A 22306-nucleotide genomic window follows, 5' to 3' on the forward strand; every position below is an offset into this window, starting at 1 on the left:
TATAATTTCAAACTATGAAAAAAGAGAGAATTCTTAATAGAAAACTTAGATGAATTATAAATATTTTCATAATTATTGCTATGCTAATAACAATAATTTTTGGTTCAATATTTTATCTAAAACCTAAGTTTGTTAATAAAACAGATTCTGGTATTCAAGGAGTAAAAACCACTCTTGAAATTAAGAAAAATTTAAATAGTGGTAGCCAAGCTTCTGATAAAGAAATTTTAAATGCTACTAAAAAATATTTACATAATGCTAACTTACTTTCAGCTTATGATGTGTCTTTGAGTGGTAAAAATCAAATTACAATTTCAAACTACAACAGTAAGACTAATCAACAAAAGCTAGACTTTATTTATTCACTTGAAGAAAAACCTTATCTAACATTTACTGACTGAGAAGGTAATCCTTTATTTTATAAAGGTAAATATCAATCAGCTTCGCTTCCAGCTAATGAAAGAAAAACTTTCAAAGATTTAGTAGATGGTAATCCAGAAGACTTTATGCCTGATTTGGTGAAAAATCCTGCAAGTTCACACAACCAACAAGGATATTCAAAAAGAGTTTCACTTACTTTCACCGAAAATGGATGATCTGAATATATAAAGTTTGCTAATGATATGTACCAACAATACTTCCGTACAGGACTTGGTCGTTCATCAGCTTACATATGATTAAACTTCAAAAAATATGTTAAAGAAAATCAAAGTAATCCTACTTGACAAAACGGACCTGTAACTTATGCTTTTGCAGATGGAAAAATAGATCCAGAAGAATTAAAAGATAAAGACAATAAACCAACAAACTTTAAAGTTAATCCTTATATTAAACCTGAGTTTGCAAAATACTTGGTTTTTTCAGGACATCCTATTTCAATGATTCCATCTAACTCAGTTTTAGACACCAAGATTTTTATCTACAATGAAAATAAAGATGGATATACAGATGTTGAACTAGCTAGTGCAATTAATTTTTCACTTCTTCCATTTACTTTAAAATCACAACATTCCTACTTTATAACTGATGCATCTGCAAAAAATAAGTTCTTAGTAGTTATTGCAATTTTATATTCACTATTTGCAGTATTCTTGATTGCAAGATACAGATTTTTTGGGTTAGTAGCTGCCGTTTCTATTGCATTCTTCATCTTTATGGTTATTGTAGTATTAACTCTACTAAACATTTTCATTAGTTCAATTATTGCATTTACAATTATTGTTCTACTTCTGCTAGTAATGGATTTAATCAACAACCAATTAAGCATCATTAAAAAAGAAATTCAAAAAGGATCAAATGCAACCAAGGCTGTTGGTAAAAGTGCTAAGTATTCTCTATTCTCATCACTGGACACTACATTTATTTCAATTGTTGGGGCGATTCTGCTAATTTACATCAGTGTTTCTTATAGTACAGTAATTGGAATAACAATTTTCACTATAACTATAATTGGCTTTGTAATAATAGGATTAATTCAAACGCTTATATTAAAATCACTTACCAAAACTGAAAGTTTTGATACAACATCCAAAGCAATATTATGGTCAAATAAATACTCACAAGCTGTATATAAGGTTGATTTAATTTCTAAATCAAAATACTTCAGCATTGGGTTTGGTGTGTTTGCTTTTATAGCTCTTGCTGTATATTTTTCATTAAGCATTGCAAATAAATCATTAATCAATGGACTTAACCTTTCAAATGAGTTAAAAAGTGAATACAACTATTTATTTATTCCAAACGGCACTCTTTTAAGCCAATCAGAAGCCAATAAACTTCTAGCTAATATAAAAGTCTTAAACATCAAAAATATAACTAATGCTCAAATTGTTTTAATTGAAGAAGTAGCGAACAAATTAAATTATTCAGTTTTAGTTTCATCTTCATCAAATATTTTCGATAAATTAAATATTGATAAACTTACAAAAATCCAACAGTTGATGGCTGATGGAACTACGTCAATAAATCAAATTACTATTACTGGAATTGAATCGGTACCACTAAGTTTATTGAGTGACATTAATACGTTTTTCATCATTCTAGCTATATTTATATTTCTAACTTCTTTTTACATTTTGTTAAGATACACTTGAGTTTCGATGGTTATGTTTGTGTTGAAAATGGTATTTGTATTAAGTTTTTCAGTACTAACAATGCTTCTAACTTACGCTCCAATAAACATTAATGTTTTAGATACTTTACTTGTATCTGCAATTGTTATAGCTCATGATTCAGTTATTTCAAGCGCTAAAATTACTGGTAAATTAAAAAAAGAATTGAACACCAAAAATTTTATTTATCAACCAGATGATTTAAAACTAATGTTCAAAAAACATGTTATTGATTCATTTGATCGTCAAATAATGTTTGCATTATTTGCAATTGTAATTATCCCAGCCCAATTGAAACTAATGTCAGAATTAAGTAAAATCTTTACATATGGTTTTGCATACTCACTAATTTCTCTATTCTTTGTAAATATGTTCTTAATTCCAAACATTTGACTTCACACTTTGATTAGAGTTTATAAAAACAAAGAAAAAAGAATTAATACAAACTATTGAAAAAATAAATCATCTGTTGAAGAACAAATGATTAATGGCATAAATGATTTTGCTATGTAAAAAGGAAGAAAAGATGTTTTTAAAGTTAAAAGGAATGCGTGATATATTTGGTAAAAATGCAAATATACTTAATTACATCAAAAACTCATTTTTCGAATGTGTTAAAAATTACAACTATCAATTCATTGAAACTCCTGTTTTAGAAAATGCTTCCTTATTTATTCGTGCTGTTGGTGAAACCAGCGATATTGTAAATAAAGAAATGTACATTTTCAAAGATAATGGTGAAAACCTTGTAGCATTACGTCCCGAAGCAACTGCTTCTACTATAAGGGCATATGTAGAAAATAAGATCAATAATTTTCAAGGTGAAACTAGACTTGCTTATTTTGGACCAATGTTTCGTTATGAAAGACCACAAAAAGGTAGATTTAGACAATTTTATCAAGGTGGTGTTGAATTAATAGCTAAAAAATCAGTAATGTCAAATTTCGAAGCAATTAAACTTGCTTCTGATTTTTTAGAAAAAGTCAAAATCAAAGATTTTGTTTTAAAAATCAATAATCTTGGAACTTATGAAAGTAGAAACAAATATATTCAAGAACTTCGTAAGTATTTTAAAAACTATGAATCCGAATTATCTGATCTTTCAAAAATTAGACTTGAAAAAAATGTTTTGAGAATATTTGATGATAAAGAAGATGGCGAAAAAGATTTTGTAAAAAATGCACCTATTTTATGAAATTTTCTATCGAATGAAGAAAAAAATAGTTTTAATTCATTACTTGAAATGCTAAAAAAATATGGCATTAAATATGAAATTGATAATTTCTTAGTGCGTGGTCTTGATTATTATAATGATGTAGTCTTTGAATTTGTTTCTGAATCACAGGCATTAGGGGCTAAATCTACTATTTTAGGTGGTGGAAGATACAATGGAATGATTGAAGAATTCGGTGGACCTAAAAATGATTCGATTGGTTTTGCGTTTGGTGTTGATCGTTTAATGGAAATTATTGCATTTAATGAAAAAGAATATCCTGAAATTGATAATCAAATTGATGTATTGATTGGATATTTAAACGAAGAAGAAAAAGATGAAATTACATCACTTGCTTATGATCTGAGAAAAAAATACTCAGTTTGCCTATTAAATGAAAAAACCGATATTAAAAACCTTTTCAAACAACAATTTACTTTAAAGCCAAAATATACAATTTTCAAAGAATTAAATGCTAAACCATTTGAATTCAAAATAAAAATTGATAAAGAAAAAGAAAAACTTGCAAAACTAACCAATCTAAAAGATTTTGAAAAACTAATTAAAGAGTTTAAATAATTGTTGATTGTATCAACAAAGGAGCTAAAATGAAAAAATTTTATTGCGGGAATTTTTCGTTGGAAGACGAAAATAAAGAAGTAATTTTATATGGTTGAATTTCTAACAAGAGGAAATTTAAGAGTTTAACTTTTGTTGACCTTCGTGATTCAACTGGAATTATTCAAGTTATATTTGAGAATGTTTCTGATCCACTTTTAACTAAAGAAACTTGCATTCGGGTAACAGGAACCATTCGTAGAAGACTTGAAATTAATCCTAACTTAAAAACTGGTGAAATTGAACTTGTTGTAAGTAGTTATGAAATTTTAAATAGTTCAAAACAAATTCCATTTGAAATAACAAAAGAAAATTCTGCCAATGAAGATTTAAGACTTGAATATAGATTTTTAGATTTAAGACAAGAAAAGAAACTTGCAAACTTAAAATTTAGACATAAATTTTTATTAGCTCTTAGAAACTTTTTTGATAAACAAAACTTTATTGAAGTTGAAACACCTATTCTTTCAAAATCTACTCCTGAAGGAGCGAGAGACTATTTAGTTCCAACAAGAAGAATTGGTAAATTTTTTGCCTTACCTCAATCGCCACAACTTTACAAACAACTTTTAATGGCTTCTGGTGTTGAAAAATACTTTCAAATAGCACGTGTATTTAGAGATGAAGATTTGCGTAAAGATAGACAACCTGAATTTACTCAGCTTGACATTGAACTTTCATTTGCAAATGAAGAAGATATATTTGCGTTATGTGAAAAGATGTGAAAAGATGTTTTAAAGCAATTTGGTTATAAAATTAAAACACCATTTCCAAGAATGAACTTTTTTGATGCTTTAAATAATTACGGAACAGATAAACCTGACACTAGATATGAATATCTAATTAATGATTTTTCAAATAATCCAAAATTAGAAGAGTTAAACTATCAATTCAAAAAAGCTATTTTTCTAGATTTTAAAGTTGAAGATGAAAAAGTTATTGAAAAAATAAATGAATTATTTTTCAAAAATGCTGGCGAAAAATTAGAACTACTTCAAGAAAATTCAAAATATTTTGATGCTCTTACGAAATATAGTCCTGTGAAACATCCTAAATTCATTTTACTTTCATTAGGGAACAATGAAGAAAAAACTCTAAAAGCTTTAGGCGCTTTAAGAACTTACATAAATGAAATTTATAAACTAGCTGATGAAACAAGATTAGACTTTTTATGAATTGTTAATTGACCTATGTTTGAGTATGATGAAAATGAGCAAAAATATGTTTCTGCTCACCATCCATTCACTCAGTTTAAAGAAGAAACTTTAAAATATTTAAAAACAAATGAATACGAAAAAGTTAGAGCAAAATCTTATGACAATGTTTTAAATGGCTTTGAACTTGCATCAGGTTCAGTAAGAATAAACGATCCTAAAGTTCAAGAAATGATGTTTGATGTTTTGAAAATAACAAAAAAAGAACAACAAGATAAATTTGGTTTTTTCTTAAAAGCATTTGATTATGGCTTACCACCACATTGTGGAATTGGTTTTGGAATTGAAAGACTTTTAATGATTTTAACAAATTCAGAATCAATAAGAGATGTTATTGCATTTCCTAAAAATGCAAAAGGTATTGATTTAATGTCTCAATCTCCTTCAGAAGTAACTGAAGATCAACTAAAAGACTATTGTTTAAAAGTCGAAAAATAATAATGTATAATATAGAATTAGCTTATTGGAGGATAAATTAAATGAAAACAGGTGGAATTATATTAACTATAATGTTGCTAATATTTTCACTAGCTATTATTTTTATTTCATTACTCCTAGCTCCTGATTCAAACAGTTTTAGTGGTGCATTAGTTGGTAGCGGTGATTTGGATTTATTCAAAGTATCAAAAGAACGTGGTGTTAAAAAAGTTTTAAAATGATCAATGTACTCACTTGGCACCCTGCTTCTAATATTCACCATAGTCTTGCGTGTAGTAATGCAAAAAGGCTAAAATGAATAATCATAAATTCCAAATTAAAGAAAATAATAAAAATCTAAAATTTGATGACAAGAAAATTTTAGATTTTATTAAGCAAAAAAAATCTACCACTTTTTTAGAATTAGCCAAGTTTTTAAAATTAAAAATCTCGGATAACCAAAAACTAACTACACACTTAAATCAATTATTAAAAGAAAATAAATTAATTCAATTAAGAAATAATAATTACACTACATTAAACTTTTTATTTGAACAAGAAAATGTTGTTTCAATTTCAACCAAACGACTGGGTTTTGTTGATTTTGAACTTGAAAATGGACAATCAAATTCTGCAATTATTTTTCCTGATGCTTTAAAGGGAATTCTTGATGGTGATGTTTTATTAACAAAAATTTATTCTTATATAAATGAAAATAATCAAAATCTTTATATAGCTAATATTGAAAAATTAATTGCAAGAGGTAGTAAATTCATCATTGGTAAATTATTTTATCGCAATGATTTTTTAACTTTTACCCCTCTTGATGAAAAAAACAAAACTAATTTCATTATTGAAAATACAAATCCACTTATAATTAAAAAATTTGATTTTGAAAAAGATATTTTCAGAATGAAAATTTTAGAAAACAAAAAAGGAAATTTTGTTTGAATATCATTTGATAAAAAAGTAACTTCACTAGATGAAAAAGATTTTATGGTGAAGAAAATTCTTTCAACTAGTGATATTAACTTAAATTTCAATGAAGAAGTTATTAATGAATCTGAAAAACTTCCTGATTTTGTTTCAGAAGACGAAATTTTAAGACGTACTAATTTAATTAATCTTCAAACCGTAACCATTGATGGAATGGATACGAAAGATTTTGATGATGCTATATCTTGCAAAAAAGAAGGTGATAATTACCGTCTTCATATTCATATAGCTGATGTTTCACATTATGTTAAAGAAAATAGTGTAATTGACACTGAAGCACTTGCTCGTGGAACAAGTATTTATTTACCTAACAAAGTTATTCCAATGCTTCCTTTTAAACTTTCAAATGGTATTTGTTCACTTAACCCAAATGAAATTAGAGCATGCTTAACTCTTGAAGTTTTAGTAGATAAACTAGGTAACAACATTGAAGAAAAATTATATGCTAGTGTTATAAAATCTGATTTTCGTTTAACTTATAATGAAGTTAATGACTTTTTAGAAAATAAGAAAAATGATATTCCTGAATTTATTAAAAATAATTTGTTAGATGCCTATGAACTTTCAAAAATCATTTTAAACAAAAAATCACAACAAGGTTATATTGATTTTGAAATCCAAGAACCAAAAATTGTGTTAAATGATAAACTTGAAGTTGAAAAAATTTATATCACGCAAGAAGGAAAGAGTGAAAAGTTAATCGAAGCTTTTATGGTTCATGCTAATGAAACAGTAGCTTCAATGATGGAACATAATCAAATCCCTTCAATTTATCGTATTCATGAAAAACCTTCAAATGAAAAACTAATAGATTTACAAAACTTTTTGACTTATTTAGGCATACAAGTTTCTGTTCCTTTTGATGGTAAACCAAAATCATTTGAAAATATGGTTCAAAAAATTAAGACCAAAGCATTTGATGACAACATCAAATTTAGTTTATTAAAAACTATGCAAAAGGCTATTTATTCAACTAAAAATATAGGACACTTTGGACTTGCTTCTGAAGCTTATTCTCATTTTACTAGCCCAATAAGAAGATATCCTGACCTATTGCTACATCGCTTGGTAAGAAGATATTTAATTGAAGGCGAAAAAATAATCCCTGAAGATATAGAAAAACTAACTTCTATAATTAATGAAATTGCTATTCGCAATACCGAATCAGAAAAAGTTGCTGTTCAAATTGAACGTGATGTTGTTGATTTTTGAAAATCACAATTCTTTAAGCAATTTATAGGGCAGGAGTTTGATGCAACATTAGTTAGTGTTGAAAAATTTGGTGTTTTTATGAACATAGAAAAATTCCAAACAAGTATCTTAATTCGCTTTGATACAATAGAAACTGATAAGGTCTTAAAAATTAGTGATTTTGAAGCTGCTGGTAGCAAGATTTCTTTAAAAGTTGGTAAGAACTACAAAATTAAAATTGCTTCTATTGATAATGAAAAAGGCAAAATTAATGCTTTATTAGTAAGATAATAATATAATTTCAATTATGTCTAAAGTTATAGTTAAAAATAAATTTGCAAAATCAGACTATGAAATTGCATCCACATATATCTGTGGTATTTCACTATTAGGTTGAGAAGTTAAAAGTATTCGTGCTGGAAATGTAAAATTAACTAATGCTTTTTGCTCTATATCAAACAAAAACGAACTATGACTAAATAATGCTAATGTTTCTCAATATATGTTAGTTAAATGCGAACCTTACCGTTCACGTAAGCTATTGATGCATAAAAAAGAAATATTACGTCTAAAAAACGAACTTGATAGAAATGCATTAACTTTAATTCCACTTTCTATTTTTTGAAGTAAAAACAAAATAAAAGTGGAAATTGCAAGTGTAAAACACTTGAAGAAATATGACAAACGTCAAAAAATCAAAAAAGAAGAACAAAATAAAATAATTAAAAAAATAATTTACTAAAATTATAAATTGTAATAAATGGGGGTGTACTGGCTTTGACAGGCATTTTAGTTTATTATATTGCAGTGGTATCGCAAACCATAATGCGACTAGGCTTTTGTTAAACGCAAAATCTAAAAACGAAGATCAACAAATTGATCTTAACTTTGTGCTAAATGCACAAAACAATGCAAATCTAGTTTACGCTTAGTTAAATTAGTTGTTTATTACCTTGTCGGGTGGTAATAAACAAAGTACCGACTAGTATTATTAGTTTTTTAGTTGCTAGTAGTATGAAATTCTAACTAAACTGTATATAGTGTTTTGTGAGTTTTTTACATTATATATCAGTACAAAAATTTACTAAACTGTAGACATTGATAAATTAGAATGTGTGGACCGGGGTTCGACTCCCCGCATCTCCACCATATCGAGCAAATCTTGGTATTATGCCAAGATTTTTCGTTTTTTTATATCTGACTATGCAATATAGCTCCACAATAAAAAAAGTAGATTAAGGGTATAATCTACTTGTAATGTACTTAATGCCTAACCACTTATCTCCGTAAAGGTTTCCTAAGGAATATAAGCGTTTAAGCTAGCGAACATCCAAACATAAATATTATAATACAATTTATACCCCACATTAAATAAAAAAAGTACTAATTTTTTTTCTACCCCCTAAAATAGCAAAAATACCCATAAAAAAGTACATTAGTGAAATAATGTACTTTGCTTATAACAAATAAAACAAACGGAAATCAACTTGCAATAAGCTAAAAGCTTGTAATGACTATCGCAGAACAAACGTATGTGCGTAGGAATTACAAGTTTTAGTTTTAATGAATTATCCGTTTGTTTTATTTGTAAAAGATATAATAGATTATAAAAACCCCGGGTGTTTTTAGTAGGGGTTTTTATAATCTATTATTAATAACATATATATTATTATTTATCTAGTATAAAAAGATAAATAATAATATATATGTATATACTTATTAATTGATATATTACAAATATCAATTAATAAGTATTATTAACTTATAAATAAATATCTAAAATATTTATTTATAAGTATATATATTTAAAATGTAATATATAATATAGTAAACAAATATATAATAGTAAATAATAATAAATATAGGAAATTACTGCTGTACCCCTGTAATTTCCTATATTTATTATTTAATATATATTAAATATTAATAGTGATCTAATAATTTGATTTCTGAATTATTAGTTAGGTTTAAGAAAATAAAATCTTTTTGTTTCACATAAACCAAAATTGGTATTGCTTGTTTAAGGTTAGAATAATGTATTAAAGTCATTCTTTCATCTTTTGAAAGGTTAGATTTTGTGTTTTTTAGTTGTATGAAGTATTTTGTTTTATCTTTTATAGCTATTAAATCAACTTTGAATATAGCATCTAGCTTTAAATTTGATCTTTTTACTTCATATTTGTTTTTTAGAAGTAGATTTATTAGTTTTGTTTCTCTTTTATAGTTTATAAATCCTCAATAAAACATTACTTCATAATATTTAGGAATTAATTTAAAATCAATGTTTTCTTTATACATTCAAGATTTTAAATATTTTAAAAACAAATTTTCATATTTAGCTTTTCATTCATTAAAAGTTTTGGGATTGCTATTAATTAAGTAATATTTTAGGTTTATTTTCAACTTCTTGCAAGTTGGTATCTTTATTTTCATTATTTTGTTCTTCATCTAAACGAAGCTTTAATAAATTAATTTGATTTTTTGATTCAATAATTTGTTTATTTTGATAATTAATGAATTCGTGTAATTTGTTAATTTCCATACTTTCAATAGGATTCATAGCTGCTAATTCCATTATTTGACGTTTGTATGAATCAGAAGTTTTTATGTAAATTCTTTCAATAGTATTTGAATTACTATGACCAGTTACATTTTGTATTTCACCAGATGACATTCCTGCTAAATGCAAATGTGTTATCATTTGTGCACGTAATACGTGAGCTGAAATACGTTTTCTAAAATTTGGATCAATAAATTTAACAAATTTACTAAATTCATTAAATAAATTTTGAATAGTATTATAAGAATATGAAATACCTATTCTTTCAAAATCATCAATTAAATGGTCAGGAACTGTCATTATACGAAAATTACCGTGTTTTTTAGCTTTAATTCTCATTTGATATTTATTTACTTTCATTGATTTTCAATCAGTGCTACAAAATTCTGCAAGTCTGCATCCATTAAAAAGTAGAAGATTAAATATCAAACGGAATTGTTCATTTTTAAATAGCTTTAAATAGTTTTGAATATTTTCTAATTCTATTAAATCAAATGTCTCTTTTGGTATGGTATCACTTGGTAATTTAAGAAGATCATCAACTTTAAAAACTCTTCTTTTAAAGTTTCCAACTTTATTTAAAAAATTCTTTATATATGAAATTTCAGTCATTTTTGATGAATTTGAAAGTTTGCTAGTTGGAATACTAGAATACAATTTATTAATAGATTCAATGTCTATTTTTTCAAGATTTTCGATTCTTTTTAAAGCATCAATAGCTTTTGATCTAGAATTATAATTTTTGTAGTGTGTGTTTATAAAAATTTTTATTTCTTCAATTAATTTTTTCATTTTAGTACTAAAAAAATCCTTTTGAACCTAGTTATTTGGTTTGCATAAACTAGGCAAAAAAAGGATTTGATATACCACAATATGGTATAATGTTCTTTTGCCTAGCAACCTGTACTTGCTAGGTTTTTTTGTTTATAGATTATTAAAAAAGTAATTTTTTAACAACCCACTAATATTATAAATTATATTTCTTAAAAATGCATATCTAGCTAATATAAATTAATTAATTTATTACAATAAATTATTTTCACTATAATTTTTTATATGAAAAAAATTTCCTTACAAATTATTAGCATTTTACCCATTTTTCCTATTTCTTTAAGCTTAATTTCTTGTTATAACAAAGAAAAACACACTGCAAAAGAAAATTTTGATATGTTCGTAAAATATTTCCCCCAAGAATTAAAGGGTAGATATTCTACATATAAAGAAAAAGCTTTAAATATTGATAGTATTGAATATCAATTCAATCATTATTTTCATTATTTTAATACTTATGAGTATAGGCATAATGGTATTTTATCAAGATTTCAACCACTAACTATAACATATCCTCCAACATATAAATTAGCTATAAAATACATTAGAAACTCAGAAAAAGATTACCTTTTACGTCGACAACTAGGAATTACTGGTAAGCTTTATATTCAATCATTGAATTTACATCAAAAATCAAAAGAAGATTTAAAGAAATATTTTAAAAAATCTGATAAATCTGATGAAGAAAATGAAAAGGATTTTAAAGAAATCACAAAATATATTAATGTTGATAAGCTAAGAAGATGCCAAAATCTTAAAACAAATGGTAAAAGATGGATTAGAAATCTATTAATTAATATTAAAATGTACAACTTTGATACAGAAGATGATGTTGAATATAATTGTGTTCGGTATATAGATATTTGAGAATACTAAAAAAGTACTAAAAAAAGCACTACACGGTGCCTTTTTTGTTTTCCTTGGTATTTTCCCACTTCAACGTTTCTGGTTCGTTATAAGCGTTAAAACTACTACTTAAATCAATATTTTCATTAATAGGTGGCTTTGATTGTGAAACTTTTTCGGGAAATTTTAAGGTTTGGAAAGTTTGCTCAAATTTTTTAAGATTATTTAAAAAGTTTGATTGCTGATTTAGTTCTTTTTCAAGAAAACTAACTTTATTTTGAAGTTGTTCATTTTGGAATTTATATGATTCTAATGTTATTGATAATTCGGTGTTAATATCCTTTTGTTTTAAAAGCTCATTAGATAATGTATCACTAGCTTTTAAATATTCTCTTAGCTTATTTTCAAGTTCTTGATTATATTCAACATTAGAATTTGTTTTATACATTTCAATTTTCTTGATTAAAAGCATATTTTCATCAGAAGCTTTTTTCAAATCAATTTTCATATCAAAAGCTCAATTATCAGTTTTCTCTTTGTAAAGCTTGAAATCTAAGTTGATATTAGCATTTTCTCTTTCGAGAAACTCAACTCTTGTTTTAATATATTTAACTTTTTTACTTTGGGCAATTGAAGTAAATATAATTGTTAGTATTAAACCAATAAGCGAAGTTATTAATGGAATCACTATTGGTATTCATTCTTTTATTTGCAAATTTTTCTCCTTGTTATTTTTTAATAATTATTTTTAACTTTTCAAATAATCAATTTAATCAATGTATATCAAAATTTCTGTATATTCAAAGAAGTATAAAGAAAACAAAAACTAAGCTAATTATTGTTCCAAAAATTCATTTAAAGAATTTCATATTTTCCTTGTTGTTTTATGAAATTTTATAATATTTTCATCTTACAAAATATGGTTTATCAGGATCTACTGGTCCTGTCGGCTTGCGACTTATTCACTTGATAAATAAGTGGTATTCATTACCATTATTATATATTTCTCCTGGATAATGATTTGGCGGCTGTTGTCCTCATCTTACAGGGTATGAATATTCACTTATGAAACTTAAATTTAAAGCACTTTCATTTTTCTCGATTAAATCTAACAATAAACCTTTTAAAAGTCTTCCATTAATTAATTGAGCATTTAATGAATCCTCTAAATTTTTACATTTAGCTTTTAAATCTGAAATTTCTTTATCTACATTTACAATTGTTTGATTTGCATTATTTAAAGTGGTTAAATTAGCTTTAATTTTTTCATTTTCAGCTAATTGCTCAACTTTGAATTTATTAAATGATTCTTTATCTTGTTTAGTTTCATTTATAGCTATTTGTTCAGTTTTGAATTGTGAAAATGATAATTTTAAATTCTCGTCAGATTGTGAATTATCTTTCAATAACTTTTCAAGTTTAATATCAATTTCTTTAAATTTTTTAGAATCATTTTCTAACGTTGTAATTTTCGCTTCAATTGTTGGTGTTTTCTTAGTGATTTCTAAAATTGAAGTCAAATTATCTAGATTTAGTACAGCTTTTTTCTTTTGATCATTTTCTATTATTTTTTCAAATCTTAATGAATTGTCTGATAAAATCATTTTTTCATTAGGATGAGAATTAAGTGCGATATAGCCTGCTGACATATTAGTTGAATATTCTTCACCCATTATATCAATACTAGGTGTATCATTTGGATCAAAATTTAAAAACAATCCATTTTCAGATGGCGATTTTAATCCTAATTCGTAATCCCCTTTTATGTTTTCATTAAAAAATTTTTTTCAAACTGGATTTAGTTTGTCTTCTTTTGTGTCGATTTTATTTTGCAAATCATTATTAAACTTATTAAATTCACTCTTAAATTCATTTTTGATTTCATCTAATGATTGTTTAGTTTTTTCTTCACTGTTATCCAAAAATGTTTTAACCTTATCAAATTCAGGGATTGAAAGCTTATGCCAACTTGAATTTATAATTAAAGCAGTAGCTACTGGTGATAGATAATTTTCAATTGTAGCAAAATCTCGACCTTGACCACTTTTGCTAATAGAATTAGGTATTAGTGATATTTTGTTAAAGAATTCAGGAAAATTATTAGATATTGATCGATATTTTATTTCTTCATAAAGTGCTAATCTTAAATTTTCATATCTACTAGCGCCAACTTGTGATTTAAATTCATCTAATGTTTTTGATAGTGAAACAAAATGTGAAATACGTTGTCCTATCAACAAATCAATTTGATTTAGTATGCTTAAAGCTATTGCATTAAAACATTTTTTGATTTCAACTTCTGTTATTTGTTTTTGGCTATTTTGATAAAATCCCAATAGCTTTTTAGGGATAAAAAAAGCATTTGAGATGTTATAAAAATTTCGGTTATAGTCTTCAACGTTAAATTGAAATAATTCTAGAATTTTTTCGTTCATATTGCTCCTTTCTAAATCTTTTTAATACTTTTAACTAATGAAAAAGCTTTTTTAATTGATTTCATCTTTTTACCTTTGTATAGAAATTTACTGTCAAAATGTGTAGCTTTAGAAGCATCATCTCTTGAAAAGAAATCAACCTTTTGGTCATTTCATTCAATTACAATTTTGTTCCCCAAATTACGATTTCGTGCAGATGATAAAACTTTAAATTTATCACGTAAGCGTTCAATAGCATTGTCTGTTGTATTTTCGAATTGCTTTACTGATGATAAAAAATGCTGATTATATTTAGTTTTTTCTAGTTTATTTATCAAAAAAGGCTTTTTGTTTTTCTTACGAATAGCAGCACCGACTTCTCAACCCCAAGCTAAATTATCTAAGTATCATTTACCTTTATCCGGTGTAGTTAAAAATTCTTTAAATTCTTCAATTGGTCTATTAAAGAAAATTAAGCTTTTTTTATTTTTGGTTGCTAGTTTGTTAAAAAATACAAAATAAGATATCATTTTTTGATCTTCTTCATAAACTCATTTATCATCAACAATTTTCACTCCATCAATTCATTTAGATTCATAAAATGGAATTCAAGTTTGATTTTTTACTTTTACATATTTTTTAAGTGATTCTCTTGTACTAAATTTTGAAGCAGCAAGCTTTTTAATACCTTTAATAAAAATCTTTTTATTAATAATCCTAAAACCTTTTTTAATTCCAAAGCTAATTAAATTGGAAAGTCTTTGTCTTAGAAAATCTTCTTTATTTTTAGCTGTTAAAAGTGAAACTGTGAAAACTGATGCTTTTATAGTGGTTCTGTAAGCTTTACGAATACCTTTAATAATAAAGCTAGCTTGTTTTCTGCCTAATGATTTTATTAATTTTACTTTTAGTTTATATGTTGTTTTATTAACTACATAATGAATTAATCCAACAGGATTTTTAGCAAAGCTTGCTATTCTTTGAAAGAATCTTATAGCTTTATTTACAACAGGAATTTTTTTATAAATTTTTCTAATTCCTTTTAAAACACTAAATGAGCCTATGGTGAAGAAACGTCAAGCAGCATTAATTCCAACTTCTTTATAATCTACTGACCTTCCAAATATTAAAGGTATTGCAATATCACTAATTGCCCCCAATGTTGTTTCAACGATATTACCAATTAGCTTTGCGCCAGGAATGGGCAGTATAGAAATTGCACTTGAAACAATATCGATTATTAAATTTGAAATAAGATTTGCTGCGTGAAAAAGCCAATTTCAAGTTTTACTTTTTAGCTTTTTTAATTCAGGTAATCCTTTTTTAACTGCTGAATTAGTTCCGTAATAAACCATTTTTTTTAGCCATTTTTTGGTTTATGAATTATTGCGGTTGGGATCATATTGAATAATACATCTGAAATATTTGTAGTTTCTAAATATGCACCCAAGTCATTTGATAGGTTATCAATTTTACCAGCATTAGCTGCGATGATTTTTCTTGCATTTCCCATTGAAAATGTTGTGGTTATAATAACACTTGCTTCTTTTAAATAAGGGCAAGAAAAAGTGCTATATCCTCCTAACATTCCAAGTGAATATGCTCCAAGTTTTGCAGATACTGCTGCATTGTCTCCTTTCATAGTGAAAGTTGAAATTTTAGTTAAAATATCTTGTCTTGCAAAAATAACAATTTGATTTGCTCTAATTAAATCAATTCCAACTTTTGGATCTACTAGTTCAGTAAGTGCATCAGCAGCTGATACTATTGTTGTATATAAATCCTGACCAGTAGCATTAGCTATATCAATTTCAATTGGTTTGAATTTTTTGTTTTCTTTTGCTTTCTTTTCCAAAATCGCAAAACCTTGACGTTCAAAGTCTTTTGAATCTTGATCCATAAATGCGTCTAGCTTTTTAGCTACTGTTGCTGGAAAGTTTGCAACTGCATAAGCAGGCAATCCTTCTTTATATACATCTGGTTCATTTCAATCTATTGAAAATGGTTTTGAAATAGAATATTTATCAAATTCACCAGTTCCAAGGATTTCACCTTTTTTATGTTTCTTACCACGTAAAACTACACTAAATTTAACAGATTTTTGGTCAGATGTATCTATGCCTACATCTTTTGAAGCTTCCATAATTAGTGATTTTTGTACTCAAAATGATAATAGCTTTGCATTTTGTAGTTCGTTTAATTTAACCCCTACGTATTCGAGCTGACCAGATGAGTCTTTTTTCTCTTCCATCGCTTGTGCGATTTCAAGTTCTAGTAATTTAATTTTCCCCATTATTGTTCCTTAATTATTTTTTAATAGCACCATTTACTATGATTAACTGATTATCATCATCTTCATCTTCTATTGAAATGCTTTTTGAATTTGCGGGCAATAAATCATCATAATTTGGTGATTGAATTGCTAAGCCTTCATTTTTAGCATAATCAATAATGCTTTTTGAAAGGTTAGAATAATCTAATGAATAAATATCAATGTTCTCTTTTTCAAATGGTCTTTTTATGCCTAATTTTAGTCATTCAGCTTTAACTGAATTATTTAGCTTATTTTTAATATTTTCAAGATGTTCTTTTTCTTTTGCTAGGTTTTCAAGTTCAGTTTTTTGTAAAGCTATTACTTCTTTATTGTTAGTTAATTCTTTTGTTTGATTGCTGATTAACTCTTCTTTATTAGCAAGTTTGCTATTTAAGTAATTGCTATGATCTTCTTTTTCTAAATAAAGTGAATAAACACCTAACTTTTTTGCCAAAGCTTTTGAATCAGTATCATCTGTAATATTTAATTTTTCTTTAACTTCATCAACTTTCAAATTGAATAGTGAAGCTAAATTTTCAATAAATTTTTTCATATTTTAATTCCTTAATATTTTGAAAAACTCCGTCTTTATTTGAATACGCAATCGGTTCGTATAAAAAGCTAAATAATTATTTTTGTTTCGCCTGCTGTTTTGGATTCGTTGTAATTTAATTTATAAACTTTGTGCATACAATCTTTAATTTCTACATCAAGTTCATTTGCATAAATTGACTTTATTGTTATATCTTCTAAAATAAAATCATCATCTTCAATTTCAAAACAAATTAAAAGCTTTTCTCTATGATCTACATTAAGTGTATTTAAAAAATCTCTCTCATTTTTATACAAGAAATCAGGTTTAGGAAATTCATATTTATTTAAATCAATTTTTATTTTAAAAGTTAAAACAAGTCATTCAGCATCAAAGCAAAGGCTTCATCCTTTTTGAGCTCCGTGATTTGAATTAAAAGGAGAATATGATGTTTTAAAGTTTTCTCTTCAAATTCGAATACTTCTTGCTAAATAATCTTTATCATAATCTTTATATTCGGGATTTTCTAATATGCTTTTTATTTCAGGTCTTCAACTATTTAATTTTCAAAAATCATCTCAGCTTTTTCATCTGTTTTCAGCGTTTTCTGGAACGTTGGGATAAATTGGATAATATTCTTCATCAGGTTGTTCGTCGAATCTACTTCTTGGATGTGGTGGTTTGGTATCTAACTTCCAACTAACTTTTTTATAAATGTATTCTAAATTTGGTTTCTCTGGTTTTAAACTTGCAAAATATTTTTCAATATCACTAGCTTTGGAAGGATTTCACATTAGATAATTAAAATTATGACTGTTAGAAGTATTAAAGTCAAGTGGTGTATTTGATATATTAATTTCACTTATTTTTTCAGGCAAAATTGGAAGGGCTATTAATTTTGTATGAAAAGAAAATATATTATGATTAGATAATAAATTATCTTTTGGCTCTCATATATTTTTTTGAGAATTAAAAATATAAAAATTTGATTTTATATTTCAAACACCACTTGTTTGTGATGTTTCAAGGTAAAAGGGCAAATAAAGTTCGTGTTCTTGTGTTAAACCACCTTTGAATGTTCAATTTGATGGAATATATTCAGAAAACATCAATAAAATTGTTTCTAATGTTTTAGTTATTGCTGGATTATCATATGAAAAGAATTTTAAAAAATTAAAAATTTTAAAATCACAAAATTGCTTTGGGTCATTTCCACTATATATTCTATTTTGAAATGCATCTTTATCTTTTATATCTTCTCCACCATCATAAATTTTTTTATATCCTGAGGCTATAGTCTCTGTGACACCAATACAATCATTAATTAAATTAAGAAACTCTTTTAATTCTTTGCTTTCTATATTTTGTAAATACCTTAAAATTAAATTTTTATAGATAGTGTTTCATTCAATTCTATCTTTGTTATAAAAATGTGTGTTAAACAAATCGAAAAATATGTTTGTTTGATCCAACCAACAATCATATTCTTTTTGTACATTAATAGGATGCACTAAATGTGGATAAAATTTAACTGGTGTTATATCAGTTTTGATTTTATAGTTAGGTACATAGTTATGTAAAATATTGCTATTATTTATAACTTTTCTGCCTTTAAAAACTAAATCACTAATTAAAATCGTAGGTTCAACTTTCAAATAAATTTGCTTAGTTGGTTTTAAATTTATTTCATCTTTGAATTTATATTCGATTTTTCTAATATCATAGTTTTTAAGCTGTTTAATATTAGCAAATTGTATTTGATACAAATAATGTTCATTATTTGATTCGGGTGAAAAATCATAATCAACACTAGAAGATGAATCTATAAAATAAAGTTCATCTTTTTCAAAATCAATGTTTTCTTTATCTTTTAATGAAAATAAGAAAAAATCATTTCTGCTTGAAACAATAGGTTCATAAACAATATCATTTGTTATGAATTGAAAGCTATCAATGAAATTATAAAAAGCTTTATCATCTTCTGGTTTTTCTACTATTGAAATAGTTGATTGTGGAATATATCCAGTTATAGTACTTTCATAATCTAGAATAATTAAATCATTAGCTTTTAAGTGAAATTTTAAATATCCATTTGCTAAATTAGTAATGCGATATTTATATAGTTTTATTTCACCTTCATAATCTACATATTCAGATAGTTTAATCATCGCTTTCCTCTTCTTCTAATGCAGCAATTTGAGCTTGAGGATTTTGATTTAATAAAACACCATTTGAATCAACATTATAAATAGCTTCTTTTGATTTCAAGTATTTAGTTGAATTTGGTACTATAATTTCAAAATCACTTTGTAAATTTGCTAGCTTTAAAAATAGTTCAACAAAATCTTGATAGTAGCTTTCACGTGAATTAGCTTTTGCTTCTACATAATCATTAAAATTTGAGTTTATATTCTCAAATTCAGCGTTATGCATATTCTTAGTTCCAAAATCACCGGTATTCATTTTGAAAAACATTTGATCTTTAATTAAATAATTTAATTTATCAACTTTTTGTAAAATATGAGTTGTATTACTGTTCCCTTGATGAAATTCAATTGGATTTCCTATTTGCTGGTTAAGCGCCATTGTACTTGATGAAATAACACGCTTGCCGAAATCATAAATAGCATCTTTTACATCAGTAGCTGAATCCATATTGTAATTATCAATTACAAAAATAAAAGGGTTAGATCAGAAATTATCCCGCAGGATACATTCTAAGCAATTATCAAGCATTTGGAAAAGTGATTGATCAACATCATCTATTTCACTATTTCCTAAATAATTATTTTTTATAACTACTCAAGGAATAAAATCATCCGAAAATTCATTTAGATAAGAAAAATTTAAATTTGGGAATTGCGAAAGTGATTTGATTTCTTTTGTAGCTTTTTGTTTAGCATACATTGAAACAAAATCATTTTTAGTGTTCTTTGTTAGATCATATTCTTTGATGAGTTCAAAGTTTTCTGAATTAGATGAAAAATTATCAATAACAATAGCTAATTTAATTAATTTATTATTATGTAATTTATATTTTTCAACTTTTGCAAGTGATATTTGGTAATTATCACCTTTGCGCATAATTCCGATTGCATAATATCCAAATTCATATAAATTTGTTTCAAGTTGTTGAATAATTTCTAAAAATCGATTTTTATTAATAATCTGATCTCACAATTTTTGAGCTTCTTGATTGGTAAATTTAACTTCTGGAATTTTAAAAGCTAGTGTATTAGCTTGAATTTTTGCTCCTAACCTTAAATATGCTTTTTTACTGTTAGGTTTATTAAAACCTACAATATCAAAAACATCTTGTGTAGCATTATTAGCAGAAAGCAGATAATCTTTAATTGTAGAAAACTTATTTTGACTCATTTATATCTCCTGATTTAATTTGCTAAGTTGATTTTGAATGTAATATTGATATTTATATAAAGTTGAGCAACTCATTTCAAAAGCATTAACTAAATCATAAATTTCTTTGTTTATTGTTTCATCTCGTTTTGATTCATAAGGTAAAATCATTTGTTTAGCTAAATATTTAGTTAATCCCAATGTGTGAGGCAAGAAAATTATGTTATTGCTTTTAAATAATCACTTTTGCCAGTTTTGCCTACTTTCAATACCAAATTTCTGACTCTTACTATCTTTACGGTTGGCTAAATAAGTAGCAGCATTAACTTTGTTTTGATTAAACAAAAGCCCAATGGTTTCACAGATTATGTCGTTATCAGTTAATAAAATAGATGAAATATTTTGATTTTTTAGCTTTGAGATAAATTTGGTTTTTAGCTCTTCATTAGATTGTTTTATCATTTCAACCAATAAATTATTAATTGCAGTACGAGGTCGAGCAAACTTTTCTTTTAACTTAGAACCAAAATCATCAATCAAATTTCAAACCACTACTTTTCCATTTTGTAAAAGAAGTGTTCTAACCCAAGCACTTTTATCACTTAAACCTGGGTCAAAACCATCATAAATTCCAATTATTGATTTATCTTCTAATTCTTCCAAACTCTTTATTATTTGTACATCTTTACGTAATGTGTTATTTTCGTTAAAAATATAAGGATGCATAAAATAATTTGGTTTATTATTTTCATCTTCAAAAGCAAATCCTAAAACAGTAACGACTCACATTCTGTGGTTTTCAGTTTTTAAATTTTCTAAATATTTGAGTTGAATTTCGCTAATTTCTTTTTTAGGAATAAAGTATTTTGAATACATTGTGCAACTAATACCTAGATTTTCCTTGAAAGTTTCATCAATTTTTTGAATATAGCTTTTATTTTCTAGTTCTTTCTTTACTTCTTCATTTAATTTATCACCTTCAAATAAAGTAATTACTTTATTATGAAAGTTTTTAATAATTCAATGCTCGGTTGTGAAAATGTTGTACAAAAATTTAACTTTTATTTGGAATGTTTCAGGTGCTTCTAATCTTGCTACTGTATTTGAAATTAAAAGTGGTAGTTTTTGTTCTTGCAAGCGATAAAGTTCTTCTAATTGATGAGGAAGCTTGGTAGTATCGGCTGGATCTTCAATAGGTTCATCTATTACAAGCTCACCAAATAAAAAATCATTGTTTTTTAGTGTTATTCCTTGAAAAGCTTGAATTTTTTCAAAGTTTTCAAAATAAATCGCTCTACCCTTGCCACCATCATCCATTTCTCAGTAAAGCCCTGAATCATAAATTGAAATGTAATTTGTATAATCTAAGTTATGTTCATTTTTCAAAAATGAAAGTACTTTTTCAAACATAGGGCGTAAAGTTTTCTTAATGTGGTTATATTGATTACGACACCATACACTACAAAAACGTTTATCATTCACAAGCCTATAAATTGAAATTATTGCTTGACCAAAAGATTTTGATACACCTTTTGCTCCTGAATGTAGTTCAAAGAAAGTATTTGATTTAAATGATTTATAAACGGGATTTTCTTTTAAATCAGTATAATGCAAGATTTCTTGCAATTTTTTTTCAGAAAATACAGGTACTCCATCAATCATCAAAAAACTCCTATTATTTAATTATTTAGC

The 22306-nt window shown here is 25.9% G+C and carries 17 protein-coding genes and 1 other RNA gene; 8 read left to right on the forward strand and 10 right to left on the reverse strand.

Going from position 1 to position 22306, the window contains the following annotated elements:
• Positions 1–14 precede the first annotated feature (14 nt).
• The 7 genes from secDF (at position 15) to ssrA (ending at position 8909) form a co-directional block, all read left to right on the forward strand.
• On the forward strand, positions 15–2624 hold the full coding sequence (gene secDF, locus JN03_RS08960; RefSeq protein ID WP_134076551.1) for a protein translocase subunit SecDF: 2610 nt from the start codon (positions 15–17) through the stop codon (positions 2622–2624).
• Between the two features lie 13 nt (positions 2625–2637).
• Positions 2638–3903, forward strand: a complete 1266-nt coding sequence (gene hisS, locus JN03_RS08965) for a histidine--tRNA ligase (RefSeq protein WP_134076553.1) — start codon at positions 2638–2640, stop codon at positions 3901–3903.
• Positions 3904–3932: 29 nt separating this feature from the next.
• Positions 3933–5594: an aspartate--tRNA ligase gene (gene aspS, locus JN03_RS08970; RefSeq protein WP_134076554.1), complete on the forward strand. Its 1662-nt coding sequence runs from the start codon at positions 3933–3935 to the stop codon at positions 5592–5594.
• 41 nt (positions 5595–5635) lie between these two features.
• Complete coding sequence (secG, locus tag JN03_RS01465) at positions 5636–5887, forward strand: preprotein translocase subunit SecG (protein ID WP_036443585.1); 252 nt, start codon at positions 5636–5638, stop codon at positions 5885–5887.
• A 1-nt stretch (position 5888) separates the two neighbouring features.
• A complete protein-coding gene (gene rnr, locus JN03_RS08975; RefSeq protein ID WP_134076555.1) occupies positions 5889–8051 on the forward strand; it encodes a ribonuclease R in 2163 nt (720 codons plus the stop codon).
• Between the two features lie 16 nt (positions 8052–8067).
• Entirely contained in the window at positions 8068–8502 is a 435-nt protein-coding gene (gene smpB, locus JN03_RS08980; RefSeq protein ID WP_036441429.1) for an SsrA-binding protein SmpB, read from the forward strand.
• A gap of 20 nt (positions 8503–8522) precedes the next feature.
• Positions 8523–8909, forward strand: a transfer-messenger RNA (tmRNA) gene (ssrA, locus tag JN03_RS01480).
• Between the two features lie 774 nt (positions 8910–9683).
• Here the strand turns inward: ssrA and JN03_RS08985 are convergent.
• Together JN03_RS08985 and JN03_RS08990 are read right to left on the reverse strand one after the other, a co-directional pair.
• The gene (locus JN03_RS08985) at positions 9684–10193 is read right to left on the reverse strand and encodes an excisionase (protein WP_134076556.1); all 510 of its coding nucleotides are present in this window, start codon (positions 10191–10193) and stop codon (positions 9684–9686) included.
• Complete coding sequence (locus tag JN03_RS08990) at positions 10132–11112, reverse strand: tyrosine-type recombinase/integrase (RefSeq protein ID WP_134076557.1); 981 nt, start codon at positions 11110–11112, stop codon at positions 10132–10134. Before JN03_RS08990 ends, JN03_RS08985 begins: the two co-directional genes overlap by 62 nt.
• A gap of 375 nt (positions 11113–11487) precedes the next feature.
• Here JN03_RS08990 and JN03_RS01495 point away from each other — a divergent pair, with 375 nt between their 5' ends.
• Positions 11488–12027, forward strand: coding sequence for a hypothetical protein (locus tag JN03_RS01495; protein WP_134076559.1), 540 nt, complete (start codon positions 11488–11490; stop codon positions 12025–12027).
• Positions 12028–12046: 19 nt separating this feature from the next.
• Here JN03_RS01495 and JN03_RS01500 read toward each other — a convergent pair whose 3' ends face one another.
• The 8 genes from JN03_RS01500 to JN03_RS09025 all read right to left on the reverse strand — a co-directional run bounded on the left by JN03_RS01500 (position 12047) and on the right by JN03_RS09025 (position 22276).
• A complete protein-coding gene (locus JN03_RS01500) occupies positions 12047–12712 on the reverse strand; it encodes a hypothetical protein (protein WP_036457729.1) in 666 nt (221 codons plus the stop codon).
• Positions 12713–12881: 169 nt separating this feature from the next.
• Positions 12882–14432, reverse strand: coding sequence for a hypothetical protein (locus tag JN03_RS08995; protein ID WP_134076560.1), 1551 nt, complete (start codon positions 14430–14432; stop codon positions 12882–12884).
• 11 nt (positions 14433–14443) lie between these two features.
• The gene (locus tag JN03_RS09000; RefSeq protein WP_134076562.1) at positions 14444–15766 is read right to left on the reverse strand and encodes a hypothetical protein; all 1323 of its coding nucleotides are present in this window, start codon (positions 15764–15766) and stop codon (positions 14444–14446) included.
• Between the two features lie 5 nt (positions 15767–15771).
• Positions 15772–16704, reverse strand: coding sequence for a hypothetical protein (locus JN03_RS09005; RefSeq protein WP_036457849.1), 933 nt, complete (start codon positions 16702–16704; stop codon positions 15772–15774).
• Between the two features lie 13 nt (positions 16705–16717).
• Entirely contained in the window at positions 16718–17278 is a 561-nt protein-coding gene (locus JN03_RS09010; RefSeq protein WP_036457848.1) for a hypothetical protein, read from the reverse strand.
• Between the two features lie 68 nt (positions 17279–17346).
• Positions 17347–19425, reverse strand: a complete 2079-nt coding sequence (locus JN03_RS09015) for a hypothetical protein (protein ID WP_134076563.1) — start codon at positions 19423–19425, stop codon at positions 17347–17349.
• Positions 19418–20635, reverse strand: a complete 1218-nt coding sequence (locus JN03_RS09020) for a hypothetical protein (protein WP_208317683.1) — start codon at positions 20633–20635, stop codon at positions 19418–19420. Before JN03_RS09020 ends, JN03_RS09015 begins: the two co-directional genes overlap by 8 nt.
• Positions 20636–22276, reverse strand: coding sequence for a hypothetical protein (locus JN03_RS09025; RefSeq protein ID WP_134076564.1), 1641 nt, complete (start codon positions 22274–22276; stop codon positions 20636–20638).
• Positions 22277–22306: the final 30 nt, after the last annotated feature.

This window comes from Metamycoplasma hyosynoviae (assembly GCF_004365165.1).
GTDB classification, from domain to species: Bacteria; Bacillota_I; Bacilli_A; order Mycoplasmatales; family Metamycoplasmataceae; genus Metamycoplasma; species Metamycoplasma hyosynoviae.